This window comes from Senegalimassilia faecalis (assembly GCF_004135645.1).
Classification (GTDB): domain Bacteria; phylum Actinomycetota; class Coriobacteriia; order Coriobacteriales; family Eggerthellaceae; genus Senegalimassilia; species Senegalimassilia faecalis.
Genome location: NZ_SDPW01000001.1, coordinates 2,323,199 through 2,344,083, shown reverse-complemented (window position 1 = coordinate 2,344,083; position 20,885 = coordinate 2,323,199). Strand labels below are relative to the sequence as shown.

The following is a 20,885-nucleotide window of genomic DNA, read 5'->3' as shown; positions in this document are numbered from 1 at the left end:
ATGAGCAAAATCGCTTATTTCGACAATGCGGCAACTACGTTTCCGAAACCTCAATGCACGTATGACTTTGCTGACGCGTTCTATCGGCACGCAGGTGGTAGCATCGGTCGCGGGGGCAACGCTCTGGCTGCGGCGGCGGGCGATATTGCTCAGCAAGCTAAGGATAATCTGCGAACGTTGTACTGTTGCCCTGCGAACGAGGTGGTATTTACCTCTTCCGCCACAGACGCGCTGAATCGCATTCTCCTTGGACTTGGTTTGGGCGCTGGTGATAATGTGTTCATTTCCCCCTTCGAACATAATGCCGTGACAAGGCCGTTGAACCATCTTGCTAAAGAGAGCGACATCAATTTGCATGTGCTCAACTTCGATAAAACTACGTTGCTACCGGATTATTCTGCAATTGAACAGGCATTTTGCAAGAACCCTCCTCGCCTTGTGATCTTAACGCATGCAAGCAACGTGTGCGGTGCCGTGATTCCCGTTGAGGAAATTTGTCGTATTGCCAAGCGCTTCGAGGCGAATACCGTTATCGATATGAGCCAGACTGCCGGATTGCTCCCACTCGATCTTGCTAGCGATTTGTACGACTTTGCCGTATTTGCGGGTCACAAGACGTTGTTGGGGCCGTTTGGCATCGGAGGGTTCTTTTGCAAGCGGGGGAGAAGGCTCAACCCCGTTTTCTTTGGCGGCAATGGAATCAACTCCATAGAGCAGGATCTTCCCAGCAACATTGTGCAGATGGAAGAAATTGCCAGTCAAAATACCTACGCCATTGCAGGTTTGAAGGCTTCGACTGATTGGATTATCGAAAGAGGTTGGGAGGCAACCAATCAAGAAGAGTCTGCGATGTCGGAAAGATTACTTGGCCTGTTGCGTTCGTTTTCGAATGTTTCAATTGTTGGTGATGGCATGTCGTGTGGCCGAATCGGGGTGGTGTCCGCCCTGTTCGATGGCTATAGCCCCGATGAGGTTGAACTTATTCTTGGAAATACAGGCGTTGCGGTTAGGTCGGGTCTTCATTGCGCGCCGTATGCCCACAGGTTTTTGGACACGCTACCTGCAGGAACGGTCAGATTTAGTGTCTCCGCCTTGACTGATGAAGACGATTTTGCTCGTCTTGAGAACGCCTTGCAATTGATTCGTGATGAAGGTTAAGAGGGGCTATGGGTTTTAGGGATTTGAATATCAAAATTGAGTATCGTTCCAAGCTCACAGACATTGCTCGAGATTTTATGGTCCCTGTGTTATCGGAAGCGGTGTCTTATAAACGTGCTGTTGGATTTTTCTCGTCAAGTGCGTTACTTGAGATCGCGCCGGGGATTGGCCGAATTGCGCTTAAAGGAGGGCGCATAAAGTTGATTGCGTCCCCAAATCTTTCAGAAGGAGATGTTGAAGCTATATCGAAAGGCTATGCGCTTCGCGAGCATCTGTTGAAAGAACGCTTATTGAGGGAGCTTCCTAAGGTTGAAGAGCTAAGCGTTTTAGACCGCAACAGATTCAACATGCTGGCGAATTTAATTGCCTCAGGTGTGCTTGATATTCGTATTGCGTTTGCTGAAAGCAGCAGCGGAATGGGCATATATCATGATAAAACGGCAATTCTTGAAGACGGGCTGGGTGACAAGATTGCGTTTTTCGGATCGATGAACGAAACGCGCAATGCTTTGGTGGAGAACTATGAGGTTATTCACGTTTTCAAGGCATGGAACGATTCGGAAGGAAGAGTCCGGGCTGAAGAATCTGCTTTTGACGCAATTTGGAATGGCTATGAGCCGGGTCTCGTTACATTTGAGTTTCCCGAGGTAAAGGAAGAGATTGTTCGCCGTTATCTTGTGAAAGAACCCGACTACGAAGATGATTTGATTGGGGATTCGGCCCCCTCTTCTTGCGGTGAGGCAAAATCGGGGCAACCTCATATTCCTGATTTTGAAGGGTTTGAGGTTCGGGGCTATCAGCAAGCGGCAATTGACGAATGGTCTCGATGCGGCTATCGCGGGTTGTTTGACATGGCAACTGGAACGGGCAAAACAATCACGAGCCTTCTTGCCGTTTTGCAGTTGTATGAAGAGACGCAAGGCAATCTTGCAGTGATAATTACGTGCCCCTATCAGCATCTTGTTGAGCAGTGGCTGGAGGATTTGGCGCATTTCGGCATTGATCCCATTGTTGCGTATAGCAAATCATCGCAGAAAGATTGGAAGACTCGCTTAAAGCGTGCGATTTACTATCGCAGAATGAAACGGCCTAATCGGCAGTTCTTTTGCTTGATTACCACGAACGCGACGCTTGTGACGGATGCGGTGCAGGAAATGCTGTCTAAACTACACGGCAACGTGCTGTTTTTGGCCGATGAAGCGCACAATTTGGGTGCCTCCGGATATCAGAAAGTGCTTAACCCCGACTGGGAGTTCCGTCTTGCGCTATCGGCGACGTTCGATAGACATCACGACGAGGATGGAACGGCTGTTCTGCGCTCGTATTTTGGCAAAACGTGCATTTACTATCCTCTTGAACAGGCAATTCGTGATGGAAAGTTATGCGAATATCGCTATTATCCAATTCCTGTTACGTTGACGGACGATGAACTTGGCGAATATCGGAAGCTTACTCGAGAACTTGGGAAGTGTTTTGCAAAAGGAAAAGGCGGTAAGCGCGAGCTTACGTCGCGGGGCGAGATTGTCGCGCAGAAACGTGCTCGGCTTGTTGCTGCTGCAAGAAATAAAATCTCAGCACTTGAAAAGGCGATAATTCCGTATCTTGATACTCGGCATATCTTGGTTTACTGCGGTGCTGCTCAGATGCTTGGTGAAGGTGAGGATGAAACGACCGCAGGAGAAGATGATGCTCGGCAGATTTCGGTAGTCGTCGACTTGCTGGGCAACAAGCTGGGCATGTCTGTTTCGAAGTTCACGTCAGAAGAGGATATCGGCGAACGAGAGACGCTTAAGCAGGAATTTAGCGATGGAAATTTGCAGGCGCTTGTTGCCATAAAATGCCTTGATGAGGGCGTTAACATTCCGAACATCAGAACCGCATTTATGCTTGCGAGCACTACGAACCCAAAGGAGTACATTCAGCGCCGCGGTCGTCTTTTGCGAAAAGCAAAGGGCAAGAATTATGCCGAGATTTTCGATTTCATCACGCTGCCGTATTCTGCCGACGTTGCTTCAGGTCAGGGCATCGAAGAGGTAAAAAGCGTGTATGCTTTGATTGACAACGAAGTCACCCGGGCTTCTGAGTTCGCGCGCCATGCTCAAAATTTTTCAGAAGCTCAAAGTTTTGTTGACGAAATCAGCGAATCGTTCCGTTTGGACGAATTGAGGTTGATTGCCGAGTTAAAGGAACAGGAGGGCGCCTGATGGGCGAAAAGGACTCCCGGCTCCAAATTGATGAAGCGCGGGTGAAGCGGATGATGGACCGTATCATCAAGCTTGAAAAAAGCAATATCCAAACAAAGCACTATTCCGATCGAGATATGGTGGCGAAAATCAAAAGCATTATTCGGGAAGAGGCCGATGCTTATGTTGATTAAGTCTATCGAAATTACGAATTTTCGAGTGTTTGGCGGCACGCAGCATATTCATTTTTCGACTGATGACGATAAGAACGTAACTATTATCCTTGCGGATAATGGAACAGGTAAAACTACGTTCGCACAAGCATTCTCCTGGTGCCTCTATGGGAAGACCGTGTTCAAGACAGCGAACGATTTGCTGCCGTTTCCCGTTCGCGATTCCCTTTCGGTCGGCGAATCTGCAACAGTTGCTGTTGAACTGGCGATACAGCACAAGGGTGTCGACTATGTTATTACGCGCAGTCAGGAGTATCGCAAAGACGCCAGCAACAAGTTCACTGTGGCCAGCCCCGTGCTTCACGTATCGTACAAAGAAGAAGATGGCCAAACCGAGTTCGTTGAGAACGAGCGGGAAAAGCAAGATATCGTGAACGAAATCATGCCCGAATCGGTTTCTCCGTACTTCTTTTTCGCTGGCGAACGCGTCGAAAAGATGGGCGATGAGATTCAGGAGGGCCGAAGCAGCGAATTCAAAACTGCGGTTGATAATCTACTCGGATTGAGCGCTATTTCCGAGGCTATTCGCCATCTGAAGGGCTCTTCTTCGATGGTGATTGGCTCTTACAACAAAGACTACAACGAGAACAGCGATCAGGATTACCGGAAAGCTGAGAGCGAAATCACCGCAGCGGAGGCTCGAATCGACAAACTAAGGCGCGAACTCAAAGAACTTGAGGAGCTAAAGGGGGATTTGTCGAAACAGCGCGACAAATACAACGAAGAGCTTATCAAGGGGAAAGCAACCCAGGACTTGGCAAAAGAGAGGCAGGAGAAACTGGCCGATATCGATAAATCTGAGGCCGCTCGTCGCCGATACGCTGAAGCTATAGCGAAACACTTCGGTAAAGATGCGTGGGGCTTTTTCGCCGCTCCTTTGTTGAAATCTGCTTTGAAAGCCGTTGATTCTTCTCCTATCGAAATGAAGGAAGCGCCGCGCGGGGTCGATATCTACACGATTCGCGATATCTTGGATAGCGGTCGTTGCATTTGCGGGACGCCTATCGAGGAGGGTAGTGCCGAACGTCAGGCCCTCGATGCGTTGGCCGCAATTGTTCCTCCAGCGCAAATGGGTGCCGAGCTGAGAAATTATCGTAACGCTTGCAAAGCGTTCATCGGAAGCGAATCGACCCTTGTCGATGATGTGCGGCTGAACATGGGGTCGATTTGCGATGCTGATGAGTCAATAGAGGCGGCGAATGCCCGTATTGCCGAAATAGAAGAGAAGCTTGCAGGAGCGAAGGACCTATCGCGAGTTGAGGAATCGTTCCAAACGGCCTGCCGAAATTTAAAGGACGTTGAGAATAAGATCGGCTGTGTTAATTCGCAAATCGGCAGTGCTGAAACATCGTTGCGTCAAAGTAGGACCAAGCGCGACAGCTTGGTGGTTAATGACGAGACGAATCGTCGCGTGCGGCGTGACCGGGATTATGCCGAGCGCATCTACAGCGCTTTTAGCGCCGAGCATTCCAAGATCGAAGGTCAGACGAGGCGCGACCTTGAATCGGCTATCAACTCTATTTTCAAGGAATTCTTCAACGGGTCTCTCGAGCTTTCGCTTGACGAAAAATACAACGTGAGGGTTCGCAATCAAGACAACGAAAACGCTGGCTACGATGTTGAGACGTCCGAGGGTCAGACTGTTGCCGTTATTTTTGCCTTTATCGCTGGTGTGATCAGGCTTGCGACCGATCCGGAAAGAAACGAAAACGAGATGCTTCTTTCCGAGTCGTACCCCTTGGTTATGGATGCTCCCTTGTCAAAGCTTGACAAGGGAGCGCATCGCTTCGGTTTGCTCGGTGATGCCGAAGATTGCAAAACAAGTGGTTATCATGATCAAAGACACTGACGGCGAGTTGGCGCATCAGTACTTGCGAGATAAAGTTGGCTACTTTTACGAGGTTGTCCCCGTTATTCCGAACAGGAAGTCTGTTATCGAGTCGAGGAGCGCGTAATGTACGAAAAAATAACGGAGTATAGGTTCTGCGGCTCGCATGCAAAACGGGCGAATCAGTTAAAGGAACTGGGCTTTTTCTCTCGACTTGTCGATATTCTTGCGGTTGCGCCGATTGTTGGATTCGAAAACGCTAGAACGTCCGAGCGTAATAGAGAAGACGATGTGGAGGCGAAGGTTTTTCTAGCGCAGCTAAACGATGTTAACGACAAGCTGGAACTTTGCTATAAGACCATCATGCTGCTTGATTGCGAGCATGAACCCGATGAGGAGTCTCGTTTTCGGAAAGCGTTTCAGACGACTCCCGATCAGCGCGCAGACGAAGATTTGGAACGTTTTGAATCTTACGTGAGAGGCGGCGTTGATTTCCTGTTCGAGAAGCTTGTTGGTAGCGGCAATACCCAGATGGATCGGCTGATTGAATTACAGGATTATCTCGAGGGGTTTGCCTCTAGGTATTCGAACTAGCTGTGATTCGCAGGCAGGGGTGCCTAGCTCTTGCCTGCGAATTATACGACCTGGATGCATGCGGCGTCCGCCTCGATTGCATCGAAGGCATCGAAAAATTCCGGAGTGAGTTGCTTCCTGATTCCGTATGTTTTGCAGTATTCAGCGAACGCATCGAAAGAGGACCACCCCATGAATTCATTGTTGAGAAGCGCGACATAAAACCTTTCGGTGGTGGTGATTTCCGGATTTGCACTTAAATCGATAACGCAGGAATCGGCTTCCCCGAACAAGCGATAGGTGGGGCTTTCCGAAAAGACGGTTGCAATCAATCGGCTATTCCATGTGGTGCCGATTGGTGAATCGAGGGTGGCAAGATGGGAGGCGCTTGAGTCGATGGGGAAGAAGAGGCCGGCGACTTTTTTGCAGGATGCGATGCTTTCGGCAATTACGTTGTCGAAGCGCTGCAGATAAGCTTCGTCAAGCCCCATTGCCGCTTTTGACCAGTAGACATCATCGCCAACTGCCACGATGTCGTCGCTAAGGAACAGCGCGGGAGACAGGCTGCGTTCTTTGATACCGCGATGAACACAGAATTCCTCGACTATTTCGAGATGCGTGACTGGTTTGTTGGCGTCTTGGATGTAGCGCCGCACGAAAGAGCGTACAGAGACCCCTTTATGTTGTGACTTCACGAAATGGGGCTTTCTTGTCGCTTCGATGGGAAGGTCGTCTTCGAGCATATCGACAAGGTAGTACAGGATGTCGAAGGACTTTACGCCAAGCGTATGGCAGCGCTCCTTGTGGTCTTCGAACACCTTTTCGGCCGATACGATGTCGCTGTCTTTCATGTTCGCTGCAACCTCGGTTGCAAGTTGCGCTACGCCTTTAAGGTCGAAGTGGGCGGCTTCGATGTCGTACCATCCGCCGTTGGCGTTGATGAGGAACGGCGAATATTCGGCAAGTCCACTTAGCGCGAACGATTGCGCCATGGCTCTTGTTGCGATTGCTTCCGCATGAGCGTTCGTGATGAACCCGTTATTCTTGGCAAGCACGGAATAGAAGAATTTCGCGAAGCTTGTTCTGTCCCCAATTTCTTCATCAAGGCAAATCCAAGGGTACTCTTGTAAGCGGAGTTCGTTATAGTCGTGAAGCCTGATGAGGCTATAGAGGGCTTGCTCGTTTGGAACGCCGCTGTCTATAAGACGGGTTTTGAAAAGCTCGAACACCCCGCCCACTCCCAGGATAGGCACGCCGTTTTCGCGAAACAATTCCATGACGCGATTCTCCACTTCGTCGATAAGCGAAGCGGGGTTTGGCGCGAATCTTTCATGGAGATAGGTCCCTCTCCCCCATAGCAAGCTTCCCTTAATGCTGCCAAAATGACTCATGGCTCGTGGTTTTGTTAAAGTTCGTCCAGTTTTTTCTTTGAACAAGGCTAGGATACTGTCGTAGTTCAAGGGAGTCTTTGACTGGTAAAGAATCGACGCTATGGCGGCGCGATCGCTTTGGGGATGTTTAAGGCTTCTTATGACGGGATTGCTGGCAGGGCCAACGTACCCATCAATTGCTTCGAGGTTTGCGGATTTTCGTATGCAGGAAGGGGAAGGCAGCGAAAGGGCGGCGCACTGGTCGCATCCGACGGATTCTATAAGCTCGTCTTGCGTGATAAGCTCTTCGCTATTGCAAACGCCTTCGAGTACATCCCTGAGCTTTTCGCAGTGGAAGCAGCGGTCGCGCTTTTCCGCGATGGTAATATCCTTGCCGTGAATTTCGACATCGGGCACGAAGGTGGCCAGGGTAAAAGGGTCGTCAAGGAAGCCCTCGGCGCTGTAGATGTGCTGGAAATCGATGGGGTTTCGTTGCGCATCAAGAGCCGCTGCGACAAGGAGCACTCGAGGAATGATCAGGCGAGACTCAGATTCCATATCCAGGGAATCTTCGATTTTCTTTGCGATTTGCCTGACTCTTTCTCGAGTTACGCCTTCGGTATCGGCAATTTGCTGAAGCGTTTGCTTTTTGCCTGCAAGGCCATGGCGCTGCTTGTATATGTAAACGTGCGTGTCGCAAAGATGCGGCGAGGAGTCGAGCAGCACCTGATTGACGAGCTGATCGGTGGTTTGGGCTTCGGCGGTGAGTGCATATTGTTCGGAGAGGAATTTGCCGAGCAGCTCGCATGCATACGATAGACCGAGCGAGTGTTTTGACCTGTCGATAACCTCAGCGAATGTGGCGTTGCCGATGGAGGTTGCTTCGGGTAGGGCAATTCTTGAGAGCAGGTCGAAGGGGATGCTTGCCAGGCATGGGGGAATCGCTTGTGAGGTGCGAGCCGCATTCTCGGCGAGGAGAATTTTTAAGGCCTCGGCTTGCTCGGAGGGGATGATGCTTAGCGACGCCGCATTGTCGTCTCTGATGTCCTCTAAGGCGATTTCGCCCATTGTGCGGGAGGCGCTTACTTCCGTGATGCCGATGCTTGTTGCGAAATCTTGCGCTGAAGTTTTTTCGGCAAGCCAGTTTGCTAGCGTAGTCGGAGCTTCTAAGGGTTGGGCTGATTTGAATCCGTGCTGAGTATCGAAGCTTACGCCATGGCAATTGCGCTCGTTGCCGCTTTGGGACTTTTCGACAAGCGCTTGTATTTGTGCGGCTTCTTTGTATCCCCGTTCGAGTTTTACTGGGTCGGCTATTCCTCGGTTGACGGCATATCGAGTGATTCTGACCTTGACTTTCTCAAGGGTCGATTGCCCTATATGTCCTTGGGTGAGCAAGAATTCATCGGGAATGCCCACGAGGTCGTTTATGGACGTAATGCCGATCGCCTTGAGCTTTGCCAATGCGCTTGCTGAAATGGCGATTTCTCGGTTGTTCAGCGGGGCCGCTGTAAGGCTTTGAGGGAAGAACGCGCTGTCAACGAACGTGGAGAAAAAGCTTTCGGGGCAATCGCTTTCCATGTATTCGAACGAGACAGGAAAAGCGATGCTTTTTTTGTCAAGCTGTTCGATGAGCAGAGCGATTCTTTTATGGGAAACGGGAATGGTCTCTCGAAGGTATTGCTCTGTTTTGCCGCGCAGGTGTCCTATTCGCGTAAGGCCCGCGTTGTTGAGTGCGTTTACAAGATCATAGGGGACTTTCAGGTAGTTCTTTATGAGACATTTCGCTTCAAGACGCGAGCAAGGTCGGCTAAACAGATTCTTATGGAGATATACTGCCTCGCTGTTTTCGGCATGGAAGAGATCGCTCATGGTCGGCGCTCCTAAGCTGTGCTTGAGGATTTGTGCAACCATTGTACCTGATGGGAGGCGCCGTGCCTTTCAGATACCCTTTGGGGGATGGGATTTTCGGCAACGTTTGACGTGTTTTTACGAATGCGTTTCGTTTGCTATGCGGTCGGCGCCTTGCTGAAGCGGTACCGTGTTTTAGCGTGTCGGCGAATCAAATTTCGAACGGATTCGTCTTGCTAGGTTCCGTGCTAAGTTCTTCCTGGTCGAATTCGCAGAGCATGTTGGTGAGCGCTAGGGCGATGTCGTCGGTGTTTTCGCCGTTTGGGGTGGAGCGTATCAGCTGCAGAAGGCTCATGACCTGGCTTTTTCCCAGGTCGCGCACCACGAAATAACGTCGTTTGCCGTTTGGCCTGTTCGATGGGTTTATACACCACAGACTTGCTCCGGTAAGCCTGCCGATTTTTGCAGCCTTGCTTTCTTCGCCTGCGTAAACGTTACCGCTGGGGTCTTGCGCGTGAAGGATGCTGCGAATCTTGTCGGTGGATTGGGTGATGTCGTAGCGCCGGTAGAGCTCTGCCCTGATGTCGGTAACGGTGACGGCATGGGTGGGCTGCGCGGTGCGCGTTGCTTCGTCGTAGGTGCCGTCGGTGAGCGCGAAAAGGATGCTCTCGATTTTCAAGACAACAGACGAGTCGAACTTCCTCTGCGACATTCGTGCTCCTTGCGGTGTTTGTTTTTGCGGCGAATCAAATTCTCATCTTAAAGCGAACGTTCCCAAAAGACCACTTGAAAAGTAACGCCAAATAGCGTTACTATAGCATCCAGAGGCAAAGTCGCTATAGTGCAGTTATTGCGTATTGAGTCGAGTGGCGTGTTGATGGCTTTGCGGTCTTGCGGTGGGTTGGCCGTGTGCTGCGCTCCTTGCTGCAGACTGCTGTGGGGATGGGCGGCTTGTGGCTTTTCTGTCGCAGCATGCGGGCTGCGGAGGTGCGAGGAGTCGAACGGAGAAACGCATGATTTGGTTTACATCGGACACCCATTTGGGCCATGCGAACGCCATTGGGTTTACTAACCGGCCGTTCGACAACATCGAGGCCATGAACAGGACGCTTATCGCGAACATCAACGCGTGCGTGCAGGCGCGCGATGAGCTGTACATTTTGGGCGATTTCAGCTTCCGCATCCCGGCAGAGGACGCGGCGCGACTGCGCGGGAAAATCCGCTGCCGCAACGTGCATCTGGTGCCGGGCAACCACGATAAGGACTGGTCGCAGCCTGATGTTGCGGGTACGTTCGTGGTGGAGCCGCCAATCAAGGTGTTGAAGGCCGAAGGGCGCAAATTCGTGCTGAGCCATTATCCCATCATGGATTGGCAGTCTATGCGCCACGGCAGCATCCATCTGCACGGGCACATCCACACCGTGGGCGGCGCGTACAACCAGGCCAACCGCGCGCGCGGGTTGCTGCGCTACGACGTGGGCGTGGACGCGAACGGCATGATGCCCGTGTCGATGGCGCAAGCTTTGCAGTGGTTCGAAGGTGTTGACCCTTGCGGTCGTCCCGAGTGGGAAGACCTGGTAGGTGGGGAAGAGCAAGCCGGCTGAGCGGGGTGGGCTAGATATCGTGCTGTTCGTTCTGTCTGCCCCGTTCCGGCTCGGGCGTGGCAAGAATTCGGGCTTTCTGTATCTGATGAACTCCCAAGGTCGTCTGCTTGGCAAGAATCTGGGGTTTCTGTATCCCGCATTCCTGTCGGACGGAACAGGAATGCGGAATTCTTGCCATCTGCGCCTCTTTTGGGCTACGAGAGGCGCTGATTGAGATACAGGAATCCTGAATTCTTGCCAACACAGGAGCTAAAGCGGCCAATAGCTACAGGAATGCGGGATTCTTGCCGCAAAGAAGGGTGGCGAAGGCGATATGACAACAACGATTTGCGTGGGCGATCTGCACCTGAAGCATACGCACGTGCTTCCGCGGCTCGATAGCGAAGTGCAGCTGCATGAGGTTGAGCGCGTGGTGTTTCTGGGGGATGCCTGCGACGACTGGCAGCTGAGCGATGACGCTGCCCTTGACGAACTGCTGTATTTCAAGGCCTGGGTGCAGGCGCGTCGCAAGCAGGGTTTGCAGGTTGACGTGCTGGCGGGCAATCACGAGATGCCGTACCTCATGGACATGATTGACCCAGGGACACATGTGCCCATCAGGGGTTTGGTCAAGCAGATTCTTTGCGATTTGGATCTGAAATGCGCCACGGTGGTTAGCGGCCACCTTTGCACCCATGCAGGCATCACCCGCGTGTGGCAGGCGGCGTATGCGCAGAATGCCCAGACGGCCGATGAACTGTGCGCAACGCTGAATGGGTATTTCGCCGACCCGGACAAATGGGAGCGTCTGCTGACCATTGGTCCAGGTCGCGGCGGCGGGGACGTTCCGGGTCCTTTGTGGGCAGACAAGCATGAGCTGCTCAGGTTTCCGATGCCGGGCGTCAACCAAATTGTGGGGCATACACCGGTGCGCTGGCTTTCGCGCGAAAGCGTTGCGGGTGAAGCGCAGGTGTGGTTCTGCGATACGTTTTCCGTAACGCCTTATGGATGGCCGCAAGGCGAGGCAAGCGCGCTGATGTTGGAAGAGGCAGCAGATGGCAAGCTTGAGCCGACCATTGCTATTTTGTTTGGAGACGATGAATGGTCGAACCTGATGCGTGCCAGGATGCAACCGGCGCAGTCGTAGCCGAACGTAGCGTGGTGTACCGAAAAGCTGGCCTAATCGGGACAAAGGGACTGTCTCTTTGTCCCAGTAGCGATGGCGACCTGGGGTGGGTTTGCTCCCTGCAGGCGCAAGCGTTCGACCAGCTTCGCGTTTTTGCCGCACCTTTCGTTGCGCTTGCTGTCGTCTATGAGAAAGTGGGACAAAGGGACTGTCCCTTTGTCCCAGTTCTGATTAAGGGAGGAACCTAACATGTATCGTAGGTATACCGATGGGGTACCGCATCCGCCGCTGGTGAGTGAATACGAAGGCCCTGACTCTGGCGGGGTGCCCGATTTGTTCGTGAGCGCGCCGGGTACGTGCCGTGAGTTGAGCGATGAGCTGCTGGACTTCATGTGGTATCGAGAGCTGACGATTGCAGAAGCCGCCGCGTTGTCCAGCATTTCGGAAGAAGCGGTTGAGGACCTGGTCATGAGGGGCAAAGGGGAAGACGATGACTTGCTCGCATTGTGCAGGGTGTTGCGCGTCGAGCTGTACGCGCTCCCCGGCAGAGAGGCGCTTGAAAGGGGCCTGGAGTGAAAAGGGCCTATGTATGGCTGCGGAATCGGCTGGTCGGGCGCTTCTTCGAAGATTCCGACGGCGTAATCCGGTTCGAATACGGCCCGCACGCCACGGCGCCCATCAGCCTTTCGCTGCCGCTTGACGGGTCCTGGCATGCCGATGCGCCGGATTCGTTCCTGGACGGTTTGCGCTCGTGGTAAAATCCCATAATCATGGGATTTCGGAAGAGGTGATGGCGTATGGCCGTTTGCGTCCCAATCAAGGACTTGAAAGACACCGCTGCATTTGCGGAAAAAGTCGAGTCGTCGAACGAACCTGTTGTGGTGACGAAGCACGGACGTGAGGCGTTCGTCAGCATGTCCATGGAAACGTACGAGGGCATGCGACGCCAAGCGGCGCTGGCCGAGCTGTATCGAATTGTCGACAGGGGCATCGGCGACGTTGAACAGGGCCGTGTTTGCGATGCTCGCGATGTGTCGCGAACGCTGAGGGAGCGTTATGGCCTGTAGCGTGGAGATTGCTGACGAAGCGCGTGTAGGCCTTGAGAACGCAGTTGCCTACATCGTTGCGGTTCTTCATGAGCCTTCGGCGGGCACGAAGTTGCTTGATGCGTTCGACGAGTTCGTCGATACCGTGTCTGAGCTGCCTGATTTGTGTCCTCTTTGCGCTGAGGAAAGACTAGCCGCGCAGGGCATACGAAAGACCCTTGTGGAAGGCTATGTAGCCCTTTACCTGCGAAAACATGGCACCGTTTTCGTTATCGGATTCTTCCATCAAACACAAGACTACGCGAAGCTGGTATAGAGCTGGCGCGATGTGGGACAAAGGGACAGTCCCTTTGTCCCACTATGAAGGGCGAAGTTCGAACCCGCCTGCTGCTAGCATTGCCTTTTGGATAGTTTGCGGCAAGGGTCGTGCCTATGGTTGCCGTGGCTTTGGTGCGCGTGAAAGGGCTTACTGCTCGGTTGAGTGCTGGTTGGGCCAGTCGTTCACTGACGCGATGGTTATCAGTTCCTTCCCGTCGATCGTGGCGGCGTCGAGTTCGCCGGCTTTCACGAGCTGGCTGACGTGGGCTGGCGTGGCTTCGAGCTCTTCTGCCGCTAGTTCCGTGGTGAGGCATTTGGACGTTTGGATGAATTTGCTGTCGACTTCGACGCAGAACACGATCTGCGGCGTTTCTGGAATCTTGGGGTCGGGCAGGGCTTCGCCGTTGTCAAGGAAATCGGCGATGAACAGGCGCAACGCCACAGCTCCTGCTGAGACCGCGCGTTCGATGCTTTCCCCGCTTCCGAAGCAGCCGGGGAAAGCCGGCACGGAGGCGATCCAGCAATCTTCGACCCACTCCAATCGGCCTTCGTATATGTAGTCCATAGCGGTTCCTTTCTTTTGAGCTGGCATGATGGGCGGCTTGTTGACGGCTCTGGCGCGGCGGAAGGACTGGCCCAAAGCGGCTAATCAAGTCGATCGATTGCTGCGATGGACTCGAGCGCCACGAGTTCCTGCCCGTCGATTTTTTTGGTTGCAAGCTGCCCGGACTCAACAAGCGCTGCGACTTCCGCTTCCGTAGCGCTCAGCCGCGCGGCGGCTTCGGAGGCGGTTGCGTACTCCATCCGCTCGGCATCTTGCGCGCTGACCTCGATTTCGAGCAAGGCAACCTCCGCAACGTGCTGCACCCTAGGTGCCGGACGTCCCTCGCGCACGAGGTCTGCGGCCTCAAGGGCCAGGACGTCGCGTGCGGCGCGCACCGCTTCGTCTCGCGTCTTTCCGCTGGTGGCAACGCCGCCGAACTGGAGAAAGGCCGCAGTCCATCCATCAGCGTCCTTGGTCAACACGCATTCCGCTGCGAGCTTCAATTTGGCGTTCCTTTCGTGCGGGGAAGGTCGAGACTTAGCTGGCCTTTGTTGTTTTGTACGATTGGCATTACCACATCTTCTTTCCGATGGGCTTGCCGCAATCGATCTCGGTGGGCTTTGAGCCTCGATAGCCTGTCGTCAGCGATTCGAGGCTTGGGCGCGCCTTGGCCGGGGAGGCGGGACTGTCATGCCCCGTCTCGGTGAGTGACACTTCGTCGATGAACGTGGTCTTTTCGCCTGCCGTGCGCAAGAGGTACAGCTGGCTTTTGGCACGCGTTATCGCAACGTAGAAAAGACGGCGCTCTTCTTGAAGCTGCTCCTCGGGGCTTACATCGGTTTTCTTTGTGCTTGGGAAATGGCCATCGTACGCATCGGCGATGATGACCGTGTCGAACTCAAGTCCCTTGGAAGCGTGACAGGTCGTGATTGTCGCAGCTCCTGGCGCCGGCGTGCCGGCGTGGTTCGCAATTTCCTGTTCGAGTTTTTCGAGACGCTTCAAAAACCCTGCTACCGTCCTCTCTTTGGCGGCCAGGCATTCCAGTATCTTCACCTTCGAGTCTGAAATCGACTTTTCCCGCAGGTAGTCGCCGTATCCCTTGCTGCGCAGCGTGGCAATTGCGTCTTTCGGCATTCTGGCCTTCGCAACCGCTTTAATCAGGTTGGCGAAGTTCTGCCCGGCGGAAGCGCGGTTGTCGCCCTTGTCGTTCTTGCCGTAAATCGCGATGAGCTCGTCCGTAATGGGCCGGCCTGATTTCTTCGAGGAGCGAATCGCCCGATCAACCTCATCTTTCCCTACGTAGTAGTTGGCTTTGCCATAGATCCGCTCGAACGATTCGGCATCGCGTGGGTCAAGCGAGAGCTTTAGGAAGGCGGTCACATCCTCAACGGTCCTCTCGGTGAAGAACGTCACCTCGTCTTTCTTCTTCACCGAGAACGGCACATTGCTTCGCAGCATCGTGTCGATGAGGGGGATTGCGGAGTCGTTATCGTGGAAGAGCACGGCGGCGCTCGGTGAGTCCTTTAATATGTCGGTGATCGTTTTGCTGCGATTTCCCTCTGACGTTACATCGACAATCTTGATGGCGCCTTCATCGCTTCGTGCGGCGACCATGTTCTTATCGATGCGGTTGTCCATGCGCTTCGCGAAGGCGTCAGCTGCGCGCACGATGCTTTTCCCGCTGCGATAGTTGATCTCCATTTTGAGAGTAAGCGGGTTTGCGTAGCGTGTGTCGACCCCCGGCATGAGACTTGGCGATGCGCCTCGGAAGCCGTAGATGCTCTGGTCTTCGTCGCCGACCATGAAAAGGTTGCCGGCTTTTCCGGCGAGCAGATACAGCAGTGCATGCTGAAGACGTGAGCAGTCCTGAGCTTCGTCGATTGACCAGTATTGGAATTGTTCCCTGAAGTGGCGGGCGGTTTCGCCGCCTTTGCGTATGATGTCGAACGCGAAAACAAGCTGATCGTCGAAGTCGATGACGCTCCTTTCGCGCATTTCGTGTTCGTACGCGTCGAGAAGGGCAAGGTCGCTGCCGGACCAGTTACTCCGCCGGCGCCTGTTGTTCACAACAAGCTCGTTTTTCATCTTGCTGATCAGGGTGAGAGCTTCCTTTATCTCCGATTCGCTTGGAGATGGGGAGTCCTTTTTGTCTCCGGCACTGGGCTTAAGGATTTCGCGCGCGATGCCGTAGATTGTCTTTGTTTCGGCAACTTTGCGAGGCGATGCGCCCTTCACCTTTTCGCATTCGTAATGATAAATCGTCGATGCCAAGGAGTTGATGGTTGCGAATGTGATGCCCTCGCCATCGTTTGTCCCATTGCTTTCGAACAGCTCGATGAAGCGCTTCTTCATGTCGTTGGCCGCCGCGTTGGTGAAGGTCAAGGCGCATATCCGCGACGGGTCTATGCCGCAGCGGCGAATCATGTAGCCGAGTCGGGCGGTAAGGGTCGTTGTTTTTCCACTGCCAGGCACTGCCGTAAGAAGCGTGGGGCCGTAGGCGGTTGCCGCAGCGCGCTGTTGCTGCGGCGAAAGCTCGATGCCGTAGGCAGAGAGAAACTGCTGGAAGTCGCTATTCGCTTCAGCCGGTTGCGTTTGCGGGGTTCTTGCTGCAGCGAGAGTGCTCATGCGTGTTCCTTTCCGAAGGGCTGTTGGGTGCGGGAATGGCGAAGCTGGTGACGGTTGAAGATTCGTGCTGTGCCGCTTTCCTTGCCGCCTGTTACATGGTGGGCGGGCGGCAAGAAAAGCGGCGCCGGCCGCCTTAGGCGGCGCGACGGGCGGCGTTGCGGAAACGGGATGGGCAGCCGCCGCGCGGGGCGGTGACGCCCGCCGTGAGTGCGCCTTCGATGCCCATGCCCTGGTGCATGCGCCAAAGGTACGTGTTTTTCGGCACGCCCCATGCGCGGCACATGGCAACGAGCGAGGGATAAACGCGACCTTTGTGGTCGTGGAGGATGCGCTTGTTCTCGGACTTCGGGTTGCGGCTGTAGTTCTCGCGGTTCATGTTGACTCCTTTTCGCTGGCTGATGTGCTGCGTCGTCTGCGGCAAAGCTTGCGCAGGCGACCTGATAACTGGTGTGCGGCGCGTTCTTGAAGTTGGTGGGGGTCGTGCTTAGAACAACTTCGGCACGGCAAGCCCCGGAAGGCTTTCCTGCAGGAAGCTGTTGACGATGCCGGAGTTGTCGATTCCCCATATCACGGCGGACATGATGGTCATAACGCCAACGGCAAAGATGAGGACAACGAGGGCGGTGGATGCGAGGCGCTTAATCATGGCGGGTTCCTTTCGTGGTTGGTTTGTGGTTTGCAACGCTTGGCTACTTCGATTGCTTCATGGTGCCGCCAACGATAGCGAGCAGGAAAGGAGTGACGATGATGGCGAGCATGACCATCCCCACGCCCGCCATGACAGCCGGCCATACGGGGAAGAACGAGACGAACAGGGCATCGGCTACGGGCTTGTCTTTGAAGCAGCCGAGCTTCTTGATGTAGTACCAGTAGGCGGCGGTGGTTGCGCCAACCACCATGACGATAGTGAGCAGCATGTTTATGGCGGTTCCGTCGTCCTGGGCGCTTTTGAGGCTGATTGCCAGGGCGAAAACCGTCCAGGCCACCATCTTCAGAGTGGGGATGGAGAACGCGATTCGACCCGGCAGTCGCAGCCATAGGCTGTTCAGCAGCGAGGGGTTTCCGAGCGCATCGGCGGCTATCTTTCCCCCGATTGCCAGCGCATAGAAGGGGATGGGCACAATCCACAGCCAGTTAAGGTAGTCGGGGACGGATCCGCCATTGGCGGCGGTGGCGTCAGCGATGGCGGCGCAGACAATCGCAACAACATAAAGCGCCACCGCAAGCCCCAACGCCTGCAACAAGCAGACGGCGACGGTTTTTGCGGACGGAACGCGAAGTTGAGGGAGAGTCAGTGCTGCAGAGGGTACGTTCATGCGGGTTCCTTTCGTGGTGACTGTTGCTTGGTACGGGTCGTACTTTAGAGATAAATCGGCGCAGGAGCTCCGCTGTGCAGCGGAGCTCCTGCTTTCCACTCGTGATAAACAGGGGATAAATTAATCGACAAAAGAACGTTTCCGTGTGGTAGACTTGCTTAAGAGCGAGAGGGGTATACGGAGCCCCCTCGCTTTTTTAATATGAGCAGGACATTGTCAAGAGGCAAAATTGGGCCCGACCCCAGTAATCGGGGCCAGGCCCTTTCCTATATCAACCCGTCTGCGGCGACCTCGGCGTGTCTCTCCGACGCTCGTCTTTGCAGTTTAATATCCGCCCGTGGCGATTCCTCGCTGGGCAATCCGTTGCTACGGCTGGGGCTGCCTCGTCGATTGGACAGTCTGTCTACGCGGGTGGCGCCTGCGGCGCTCGCACAAAAAAGACTGGGGTTCGCCCCAACGGCCTCGGATCGGGCCGCGGCGGGATGACGGCTTCTATGTCGGCGCGCTTTTCCCGGCTACGCCCCCTCGGCCATGATTCCGACGGCCCAGCACCAGCACGCCAGCTCGCGCGCCGTCGCCACGTTGGCCTTGTTCTTCTGGACGCCGCGGTCCAACATCGCGGCGCGCCTGTCGACGAGCCTGCGCACGCCCTTGGCGGCGTGGCGCCTCGCGGCAGGGTCCGGCGTCTGGCCTTTGGCCAGGTCCTTCGAATGCGGAGAGCATCCCAGGTAGTGCCACGCCGACTCGACGAGCACTCGCCTCAGATGCTTGTTGCCCGCCTTGGTGATGCCGCCCTGCCGCACGCTCTCGCCGCTGGAGTGCTCCGACGGCGTCAGTCCCAGCCACGCCGCGAACGACCTGGCGTTCTTGAACCTCGAGAACTCGCCCGCCTCGAAGACCACGTCGGCCGCGCTCGCCACGTCGATGCCCTTCAGGCACCTGACGGAGTCGACCCTGCGCTTCCACCTGGGCTTGGAGGCCTCGGCCTCGACCAGCCTCTCGAGTGTTAGCGTCAATATATTTTTCACCATTTTCACCAACGTATTTTCGCCAATCGCGCCAACGCGGATGCGCCGGATTCGCCAACGCTGATGCGCCGCTTCCGGCGTCTAGGCGCCCTCCTCCTTCCCGTCCTCACCGCCGATGGATACGTCCTTCAGGCGATATGACCGTCCCGTTATCTTGATCATCGCGCAATGGTGGCAAAGCCTGTCGGCCACCGCCGAGGCCGTGACGTTGCTGCCGAACACGTCGCCCCACCTGCCCACCGGCACGTTGGTCGTGACGATGGTCGACCGCTTGAGCGCGTAGCGCCTGTTGACCAGCTGGAACAGCAGGTCGGCGCCCTCCTTGCCGATGTCGAGGTAGCCGAGCTCGTCTATTATCAGCAGGCTGCAGTGCTCGTAGAAGCGCATCCTGCGCGCCAGCGCCTCCTTCGCCGAGGCGTGCTTGAGGTCCTCGACCAGCCTCGAGCAGTCGGCGAAGTACACCTGCTTGCGGGCCATCACCGCCTCGTGGCCTATGGCTATCGACAGGTGGGTCTTGCCGACGCCCGGGCTGCCGACGAGCACGACGTTGTCGCCGCGGTCGATGAACTCGAGCGTGGCCAGCTGCTCGACCAGCCCGCGCGGCACGCTCGGCTGGAAGCCCCAGTCGAAGTCGGCCAGCGTCTTTATGTAGGGGAAGTTGGCCATCCTCGTGCGGCGCTCGTCGTCGGCGCGCCGCTTGAGGGCTATCTGGGCGTCGGTGAGCTCGAGCATGGCGTCGACCAGGCTCTTCCTCCCGTCGGCGACGAGCCTGACGTACTCGGGCACCGACGACGCCATGCCCTCGAGCCCCAGCTCCTCGAGGTTGGCCGCCAGGCGGTTGAGGGGGCTGGCCTGCACGGCGGCGCTCACAGCGAGCCCCCTATCGAGTCGAGCAGGCCGAGGTTGGCCGCGGCGGCCGCCTCGATGTCGCCGGCGGCGTCGCCGAACCACCGCTTGCCGGCCATGGCCTCGGCGTAGTGCGCCGGGTCGTAGGCCGGCCCGCCCGCCACGTGCGTCGCCACCAGCTCGCCGCCGACGTAGCAGTCCATCGCGCCGCCGGGCATGCAGACGATGCGGGCGGGCCTGCCGATGCAGCGCCTGGGCACCGACATGGGCTCGCCGTGCGCGCTCACCAGCATCGTGGCCGGCACCCTGGCCACGCGCACCACGTCGCCCATCGCCTCCTCGAGGGCGCGCAGGTTGCCGACGGGCAGCAGCGCGTCCTTCTCCTCCATGAACAGCGCGGAGGGCGGCAGCCCCGTGGTCTCGTTGGGCTCGGAGTTGCTGGCGTCCTCGATCCGCGCGACGATCTCGTCGATATCGTCCCAGCCGTCGAAGTCGCCCTGGTAGGCCATGAGCCGCGACAGGAAGCGGTTCGACGACTCGACCTTGCCCTTCGTCTGGGGGCTGCGCGGGCGGCACAGCTTCAGCTCGAAGCCGGCGGCCTTGGCGAACTCGTATGCGCGCTGGACCTTGAGGCGCCTGCCGCCCTTGATCGTCACCAGGGCGGACATGTTGTCCGTGACCCACTCGCGCGGCACGCCGCCGAGCCTCGCGATCGTGGCGTACATGCACCTGACCAGGTCGTCGGTCGTCCTGGTCCTCGACCGGATGAATATGTGCCTGCGGGAATGGCCCAGCGTCGCCGCGAACACGTTGAACTCGAACAGCTCGCCGTCGCGGTTTGCCATCTTGACGGACTCCTTCCAGTCGAACTGCAGCTGCAGTCCGGGCGGCGTCTCGAAGCGCGGGTGCGGCTCCGGGCCCCCGGAGGCCCCGACGGCGATGCCGTTCTTGCGCATGAACTGGGTGAAGGCGTTGTAGCCGGCCAGGTCCTCGCCGGGATACCTGTGCAGCAGCCACTCGTGGATGCCCTTCTTGGTGACTCCCGGCAGTTGCGCCTTGGCTGCCACCTCCTCGATGTGCGCGTCGAACGAGCCCGCCCTGTCGCCGCGCCCGTCGTGGGGCCGCCCGCCCTCGGCCCTCCAGTACGACGCCACGGTGTGCCTGTCCTTGCCGTAGCGCTTCGCTATGTCGCTGAAGTTGGGCTTTATGCCCGCTTCCCTGTACATGTCCAACTCTCCGATCAGGTTCTTCTCCGCCACG

General features: G+C 55.8%; 23 protein-coding genes. 12 read left to right on the top strand and 11 right to left on the bottom strand.

Annotated features, from left to right (window positions below):
- From ET524_RS09750 to ET524_RS09735, 6 genes are read left to right on the top strand one after another with little or no spacing between them, the layout of a single operon-like run.
- On the top strand, nt 1-1,158 hold the full coding sequence (locus ET524_RS09750; protein ID WP_129425403.1) for an aminotransferase class V-fold PLP-dependent enzyme: 1,158 nt from the start codon (nt 1-3) through the stop codon (nt 1,156-1,158).
- An 8-nt stretch (nt 1,159-1,166) separates the two neighbouring features.
- Complete coding sequence (locus tag ET524_RS09745) at nt 1,167-3,362, top strand: DEAD/DEAH box helicase family protein (protein ID WP_129425401.1); 2,196 nt, start codon at nt 1,167-1,169, stop codon at nt 3,360-3,362.
- Nucleotides 3,362-3,535 carry a hypothetical protein gene (locus ET524_RS11610; RefSeq protein ID WP_161566689.1) on the top strand — a complete coding sequence of 58 codons (174 nt, stop codon included), beginning with the start codon at nt 3,362-3,364 and terminating at the stop codon, nt 3,533-3,535. Before ET524_RS09745 ends, ET524_RS11610 begins: the two co-directional genes overlap by 1 nt.
- Entirely contained in the window at nt 3,519-5,423 is a 1,905-nt protein-coding gene (locus ET524_RS09740) for an AAA family ATPase (protein WP_129425399.1), read from the top strand. The genes ET524_RS11610 and ET524_RS09740 overlap by 17 nt, the downstream gene beginning before the upstream one ends.
- The gene (locus ET524_RS12060) at nt 5,407-5,529 is read left to right on the top strand and encodes a hypothetical protein (protein ID WP_269089555.1); all 123 of its coding nucleotides are present in this window, start codon (nt 5,407-5,409) and stop codon (nt 5,527-5,529) included. Before ET524_RS09740 ends, ET524_RS12060 begins: the two co-directional genes overlap by 17 nt.
- Nucleotides 5,529-5,996: a hypothetical protein gene (locus tag ET524_RS09735; RefSeq protein ID WP_129425397.1), complete on the top strand. Its 468-nt coding sequence runs from the start codon at nt 5,529-5,531 to the stop codon at nt 5,994-5,996. The genes ET524_RS12060 and ET524_RS09735 overlap by 1 nt, the downstream gene beginning before the upstream one ends.
- Before the next feature lie 41 nt (nt 5,997-6,037).
- Here the strand turns inward: ET524_RS09735 and ET524_RS09730 are convergent, their stop codons facing one another.
- Complete coding sequence (locus ET524_RS09730) at nt 6,038-9,214, bottom strand: sigma-70 family RNA polymerase sigma factor (protein WP_129425395.1); 3,177 nt, start codon at nt 9,212-9,214, stop codon at nt 6,038-6,040.
- 190 nt (nt 9,215-9,404) lie between these two features.
- Entirely contained in the window at nt 9,405-9,905 is a 501-nt protein-coding gene (locus tag ET524_RS09725; protein WP_129425393.1) for a hypothetical protein, read from the bottom strand.
- Nucleotides 9,906-10,206: 301 nt separating this feature from the next.
- On the opposite strand from ET524_RS09725, the gene ET524_RS09720 reads away from it, so the two are divergent.
- The 6 genes from ET524_RS09720 to ET524_RS09695 all read left to right on the top strand — a co-directional run bounded on the left by ET524_RS09720 (nt 10,207) and on the right by ET524_RS09695 (nt 13,264).
- Complete coding sequence (locus tag ET524_RS09720) at nt 10,207-10,797, top strand: metallophosphoesterase (RefSeq protein WP_129425391.1); 591 nt, start codon at nt 10,207-10,209, stop codon at nt 10,795-10,797.
- Between the two features lie 313 nt (nt 10,798-11,110).
- Nucleotides 11,111-11,923 (top strand): metallophosphoesterase family protein, encoded by an 813-nt coding sequence (locus tag ET524_RS09715; protein ID WP_129425389.1) that lies wholly within the window; start codon nt 11,111-11,113, stop codon nt 11,921-11,923.
- A gap of 228 nt (nt 11,924-12,151) precedes the next feature.
- Entirely contained in the window at nt 12,152-12,478 is a 327-nt protein-coding gene (locus tag ET524_RS09710; RefSeq protein ID WP_129425387.1) for a hypothetical protein, read from the top strand.
- Complete coding sequence (locus ET524_RS09705) at nt 12,475-12,660, top strand: HipA N-terminal domain-containing protein (RefSeq protein ID WP_129425385.1); 186 nt, start codon at nt 12,475-12,477, stop codon at nt 12,658-12,660. Before ET524_RS09710 ends, ET524_RS09705 begins: the two co-directional genes overlap by 4 nt.
- Nucleotides 12,661-12,699: 39 nt before the next feature.
- Nucleotides 12,700-12,969, top strand: coding sequence for a type II toxin-antitoxin system prevent-host-death family antitoxin (locus ET524_RS09700; RefSeq protein WP_129425383.1), 270 nt, complete (start codon nt 12,700-12,702; stop codon nt 12,967-12,969).
- Nucleotides 12,959-13,264, top strand: coding sequence for a type II toxin-antitoxin system RelE/ParE family toxin (locus ET524_RS09695; protein WP_129425381.1), 306 nt, complete (start codon nt 12,959-12,961; stop codon nt 13,262-13,264). Before ET524_RS09700 ends, ET524_RS09695 begins: the two co-directional genes overlap by 11 nt.
- 150 nt (nt 13,265-13,414) lie before the next feature.
- On the opposite strand, the gene ET524_RS09690 is transcribed toward ET524_RS09695, so the two are convergent.
- The 9 genes from ET524_RS09690 to istA form a co-directional block, all read right to left on the bottom strand.
- On the bottom strand, nt 13,415-13,831 hold the full coding sequence (locus tag ET524_RS09690; protein ID WP_161566688.1) for a type II toxin-antitoxin system HicB family antitoxin: 417 nt from the start codon (nt 13,829-13,831) through the stop codon (nt 13,415-13,417).
- 80 nt (nt 13,832-13,911) lie between these two features.
- Nucleotides 13,912-14,313, bottom strand: a complete 402-nt coding sequence (locus tag ET524_RS09685; protein ID WP_129425377.1) for a type II toxin-antitoxin system HicB family antitoxin — start codon at nt 14,311-14,313, stop codon at nt 13,912-13,914.
- Between the two features lie 67 nt (nt 14,314-14,380).
- A complete protein-coding gene (locus tag ET524_RS09680; RefSeq protein ID WP_129425375.1) occupies nt 14,381-16,435 on the bottom strand; it encodes an ATP-dependent helicase in 2,055 nt (684 codons plus the stop codon).
- Nucleotides 16,436-16,568: 133 nt separating this feature from the next.
- Nucleotides 16,569-16,811, bottom strand: coding sequence for a hypothetical protein (locus tag ET524_RS09675; protein ID WP_129425373.1), 243 nt, complete (start codon nt 16,809-16,811; stop codon nt 16,569-16,571).
- A 108-nt stretch (nt 16,812-16,919) separates the two neighbouring features.
- Nucleotides 16,920-17,081 carry a hypothetical protein gene (locus tag ET524_RS11605; RefSeq protein WP_161566687.1) on the bottom strand — a complete coding sequence of 54 codons (162 nt, stop codon included), beginning with the start codon at nt 17,079-17,081 and terminating at the stop codon, nt 16,920-16,922.
- Nucleotides 17,082-17,124: 43 nt separating this feature from the next.
- A complete protein-coding gene (locus tag ET524_RS09670) occupies nt 17,125-17,751 on the bottom strand; it encodes a hypothetical protein (protein ID WP_129425371.1) in 627 nt (208 codons plus the stop codon).
- Nucleotides 17,752-18,266: 515 nt separating this feature from the next.
- A complete protein-coding gene (locus tag ET524_RS09665) occupies nt 18,267-18,767 on the bottom strand; it encodes a transposase (RefSeq protein ID WP_408005795.1) in 501 nt (166 codons plus the stop codon).
- A 93-nt stretch (nt 18,768-18,860) separates the two neighbouring features.
- Nucleotides 18,861-19,649 carry an IS21-like element helper ATPase IstB gene (gene istB / locus ET524_RS09660; protein WP_129423107.1) on the bottom strand — a complete coding sequence of 263 codons (789 nt, stop codon included), beginning with the start codon at nt 19,647-19,649 and terminating at the stop codon, nt 18,861-18,863.
- Nucleotides 19,646-20,884 carry an IS21 family transposase gene (gene istA / locus ET524_RS09655; protein ID WP_118449093.1) on the bottom strand — a complete coding sequence of 413 codons (1,239 nt, stop codon included), beginning with the start codon at nt 20,882-20,884 and terminating at the stop codon, nt 19,646-19,648. Before istA ends, istB begins: the two co-directional genes overlap by 4 nt.
- Nucleotide 20,885: the final 1 nt, after the last annotated feature.

Bases quoted from the DNA above. Each gene is read 5' to 3' on its own strand.
- ET524_RS09750 (WP_129425403.1), top strand. From the start codon at position 1: ATGAGCAAAATCGCTTATTTCGACAATGCGGCAACTACGTTTCCGAAA.
- ET524_RS09745 (WP_129425401.1), top strand. From the start codon at position 1,167: ATGGGTTTTAGGGATTTGAATATCAAAATTGAGTATCGTTCCAAGCTC.
- ET524_RS11610 (WP_161566689.1), top strand. From the start codon at position 3,362: ATGGGCGAAAAGGACTCCCGGCTCCAAATTGATGAAGCGCGGGTGAAG.
- ET524_RS09740 (WP_129425399.1), top strand. From the start codon at position 3,519: ATGCTTATGTTGATTAAGTCTATCGAAATTACGAATTTTCGAGTGTTT.
- ET524_RS12060 (WP_269089555.1), top strand. From the start codon at position 5,407: ATGATCAAAGACACTGACGGCGAGTTGGCGCATCAGTACTTGCGAGAT.
- ET524_RS09735 (WP_129425397.1), top strand. From the start codon at position 5,529: ATGTACGAAAAAATAACGGAGTATAGGTTCTGCGGCTCGCATGCAAAA.
- ET524_RS09730 (WP_129425395.1), bottom strand. From the start codon at position 9,214: ATGAGCGATCTCTTCCATGCCGAAAACAGCGAGGCAGTATATCTCCAT.
- ET524_RS09725 (WP_129425393.1), bottom strand. From the start codon at position 9,905: ATGTCGCAGAGGAAGTTCGACTCGTCTGTTGTCTTGAAAATCGAGAGC.
- ET524_RS09720 (WP_129425391.1), top strand. From the start codon at position 10,207: ATGATTTGGTTTACATCGGACACCCATTTGGGCCATGCGAACGCCATT.
- ET524_RS09715 (WP_129425389.1), top strand. From the start codon at position 11,111: ATGACAACAACGATTTGCGTGGGCGATCTGCACCTGAAGCATACGCAC.
- ET524_RS09710 (WP_129425387.1), top strand. From the start codon at position 12,152: ATGTATCGTAGGTATACCGATGGGGTACCGCATCCGCCGCTGGTGAGT.
- ET524_RS09700 (WP_129425383.1), top strand. From the start codon at position 12,700: ATGGCCGTTTGCGTCCCAATCAAGGACTTGAAAGACACCGCTGCATTT.
- ET524_RS09695 (WP_129425381.1), top strand. From the start codon at position 12,959: ATGGCCTGTAGCGTGGAGATTGCTGACGAAGCGCGTGTAGGCCTTGAG.
- ET524_RS09690 (WP_161566688.1), bottom strand. From the start codon at position 13,831: ATGGACTACATATACGAAGGCCGATTGGAGTGGGTCGAAGATTGCTGG.
- ET524_RS09680 (WP_129425375.1), bottom strand. From the start codon at position 16,435: ATGAGCACTCTCGCTGCAGCAAGAACCCCGCAAACGCAACCGGCTGAA.
- ET524_RS09675 (WP_129425373.1), bottom strand. From the start codon at position 16,811: ATGAACCGCGAGAACTACAGCCGCAACCCGAAGTCCGAGAACAAGCGC.
- ET524_RS11605 (WP_161566687.1), bottom strand. From the start codon at position 17,081: ATGATTAAGCGCCTCGCATCCACCGCCCTCGTTGTCCTCATCTTTGCC.
- ET524_RS09670 (WP_129425371.1), bottom strand. From the start codon at position 17,751: ATGAACGTACCCTCTGCAGCACTGACTCTCCCTCAACTTCGCGTTCCG.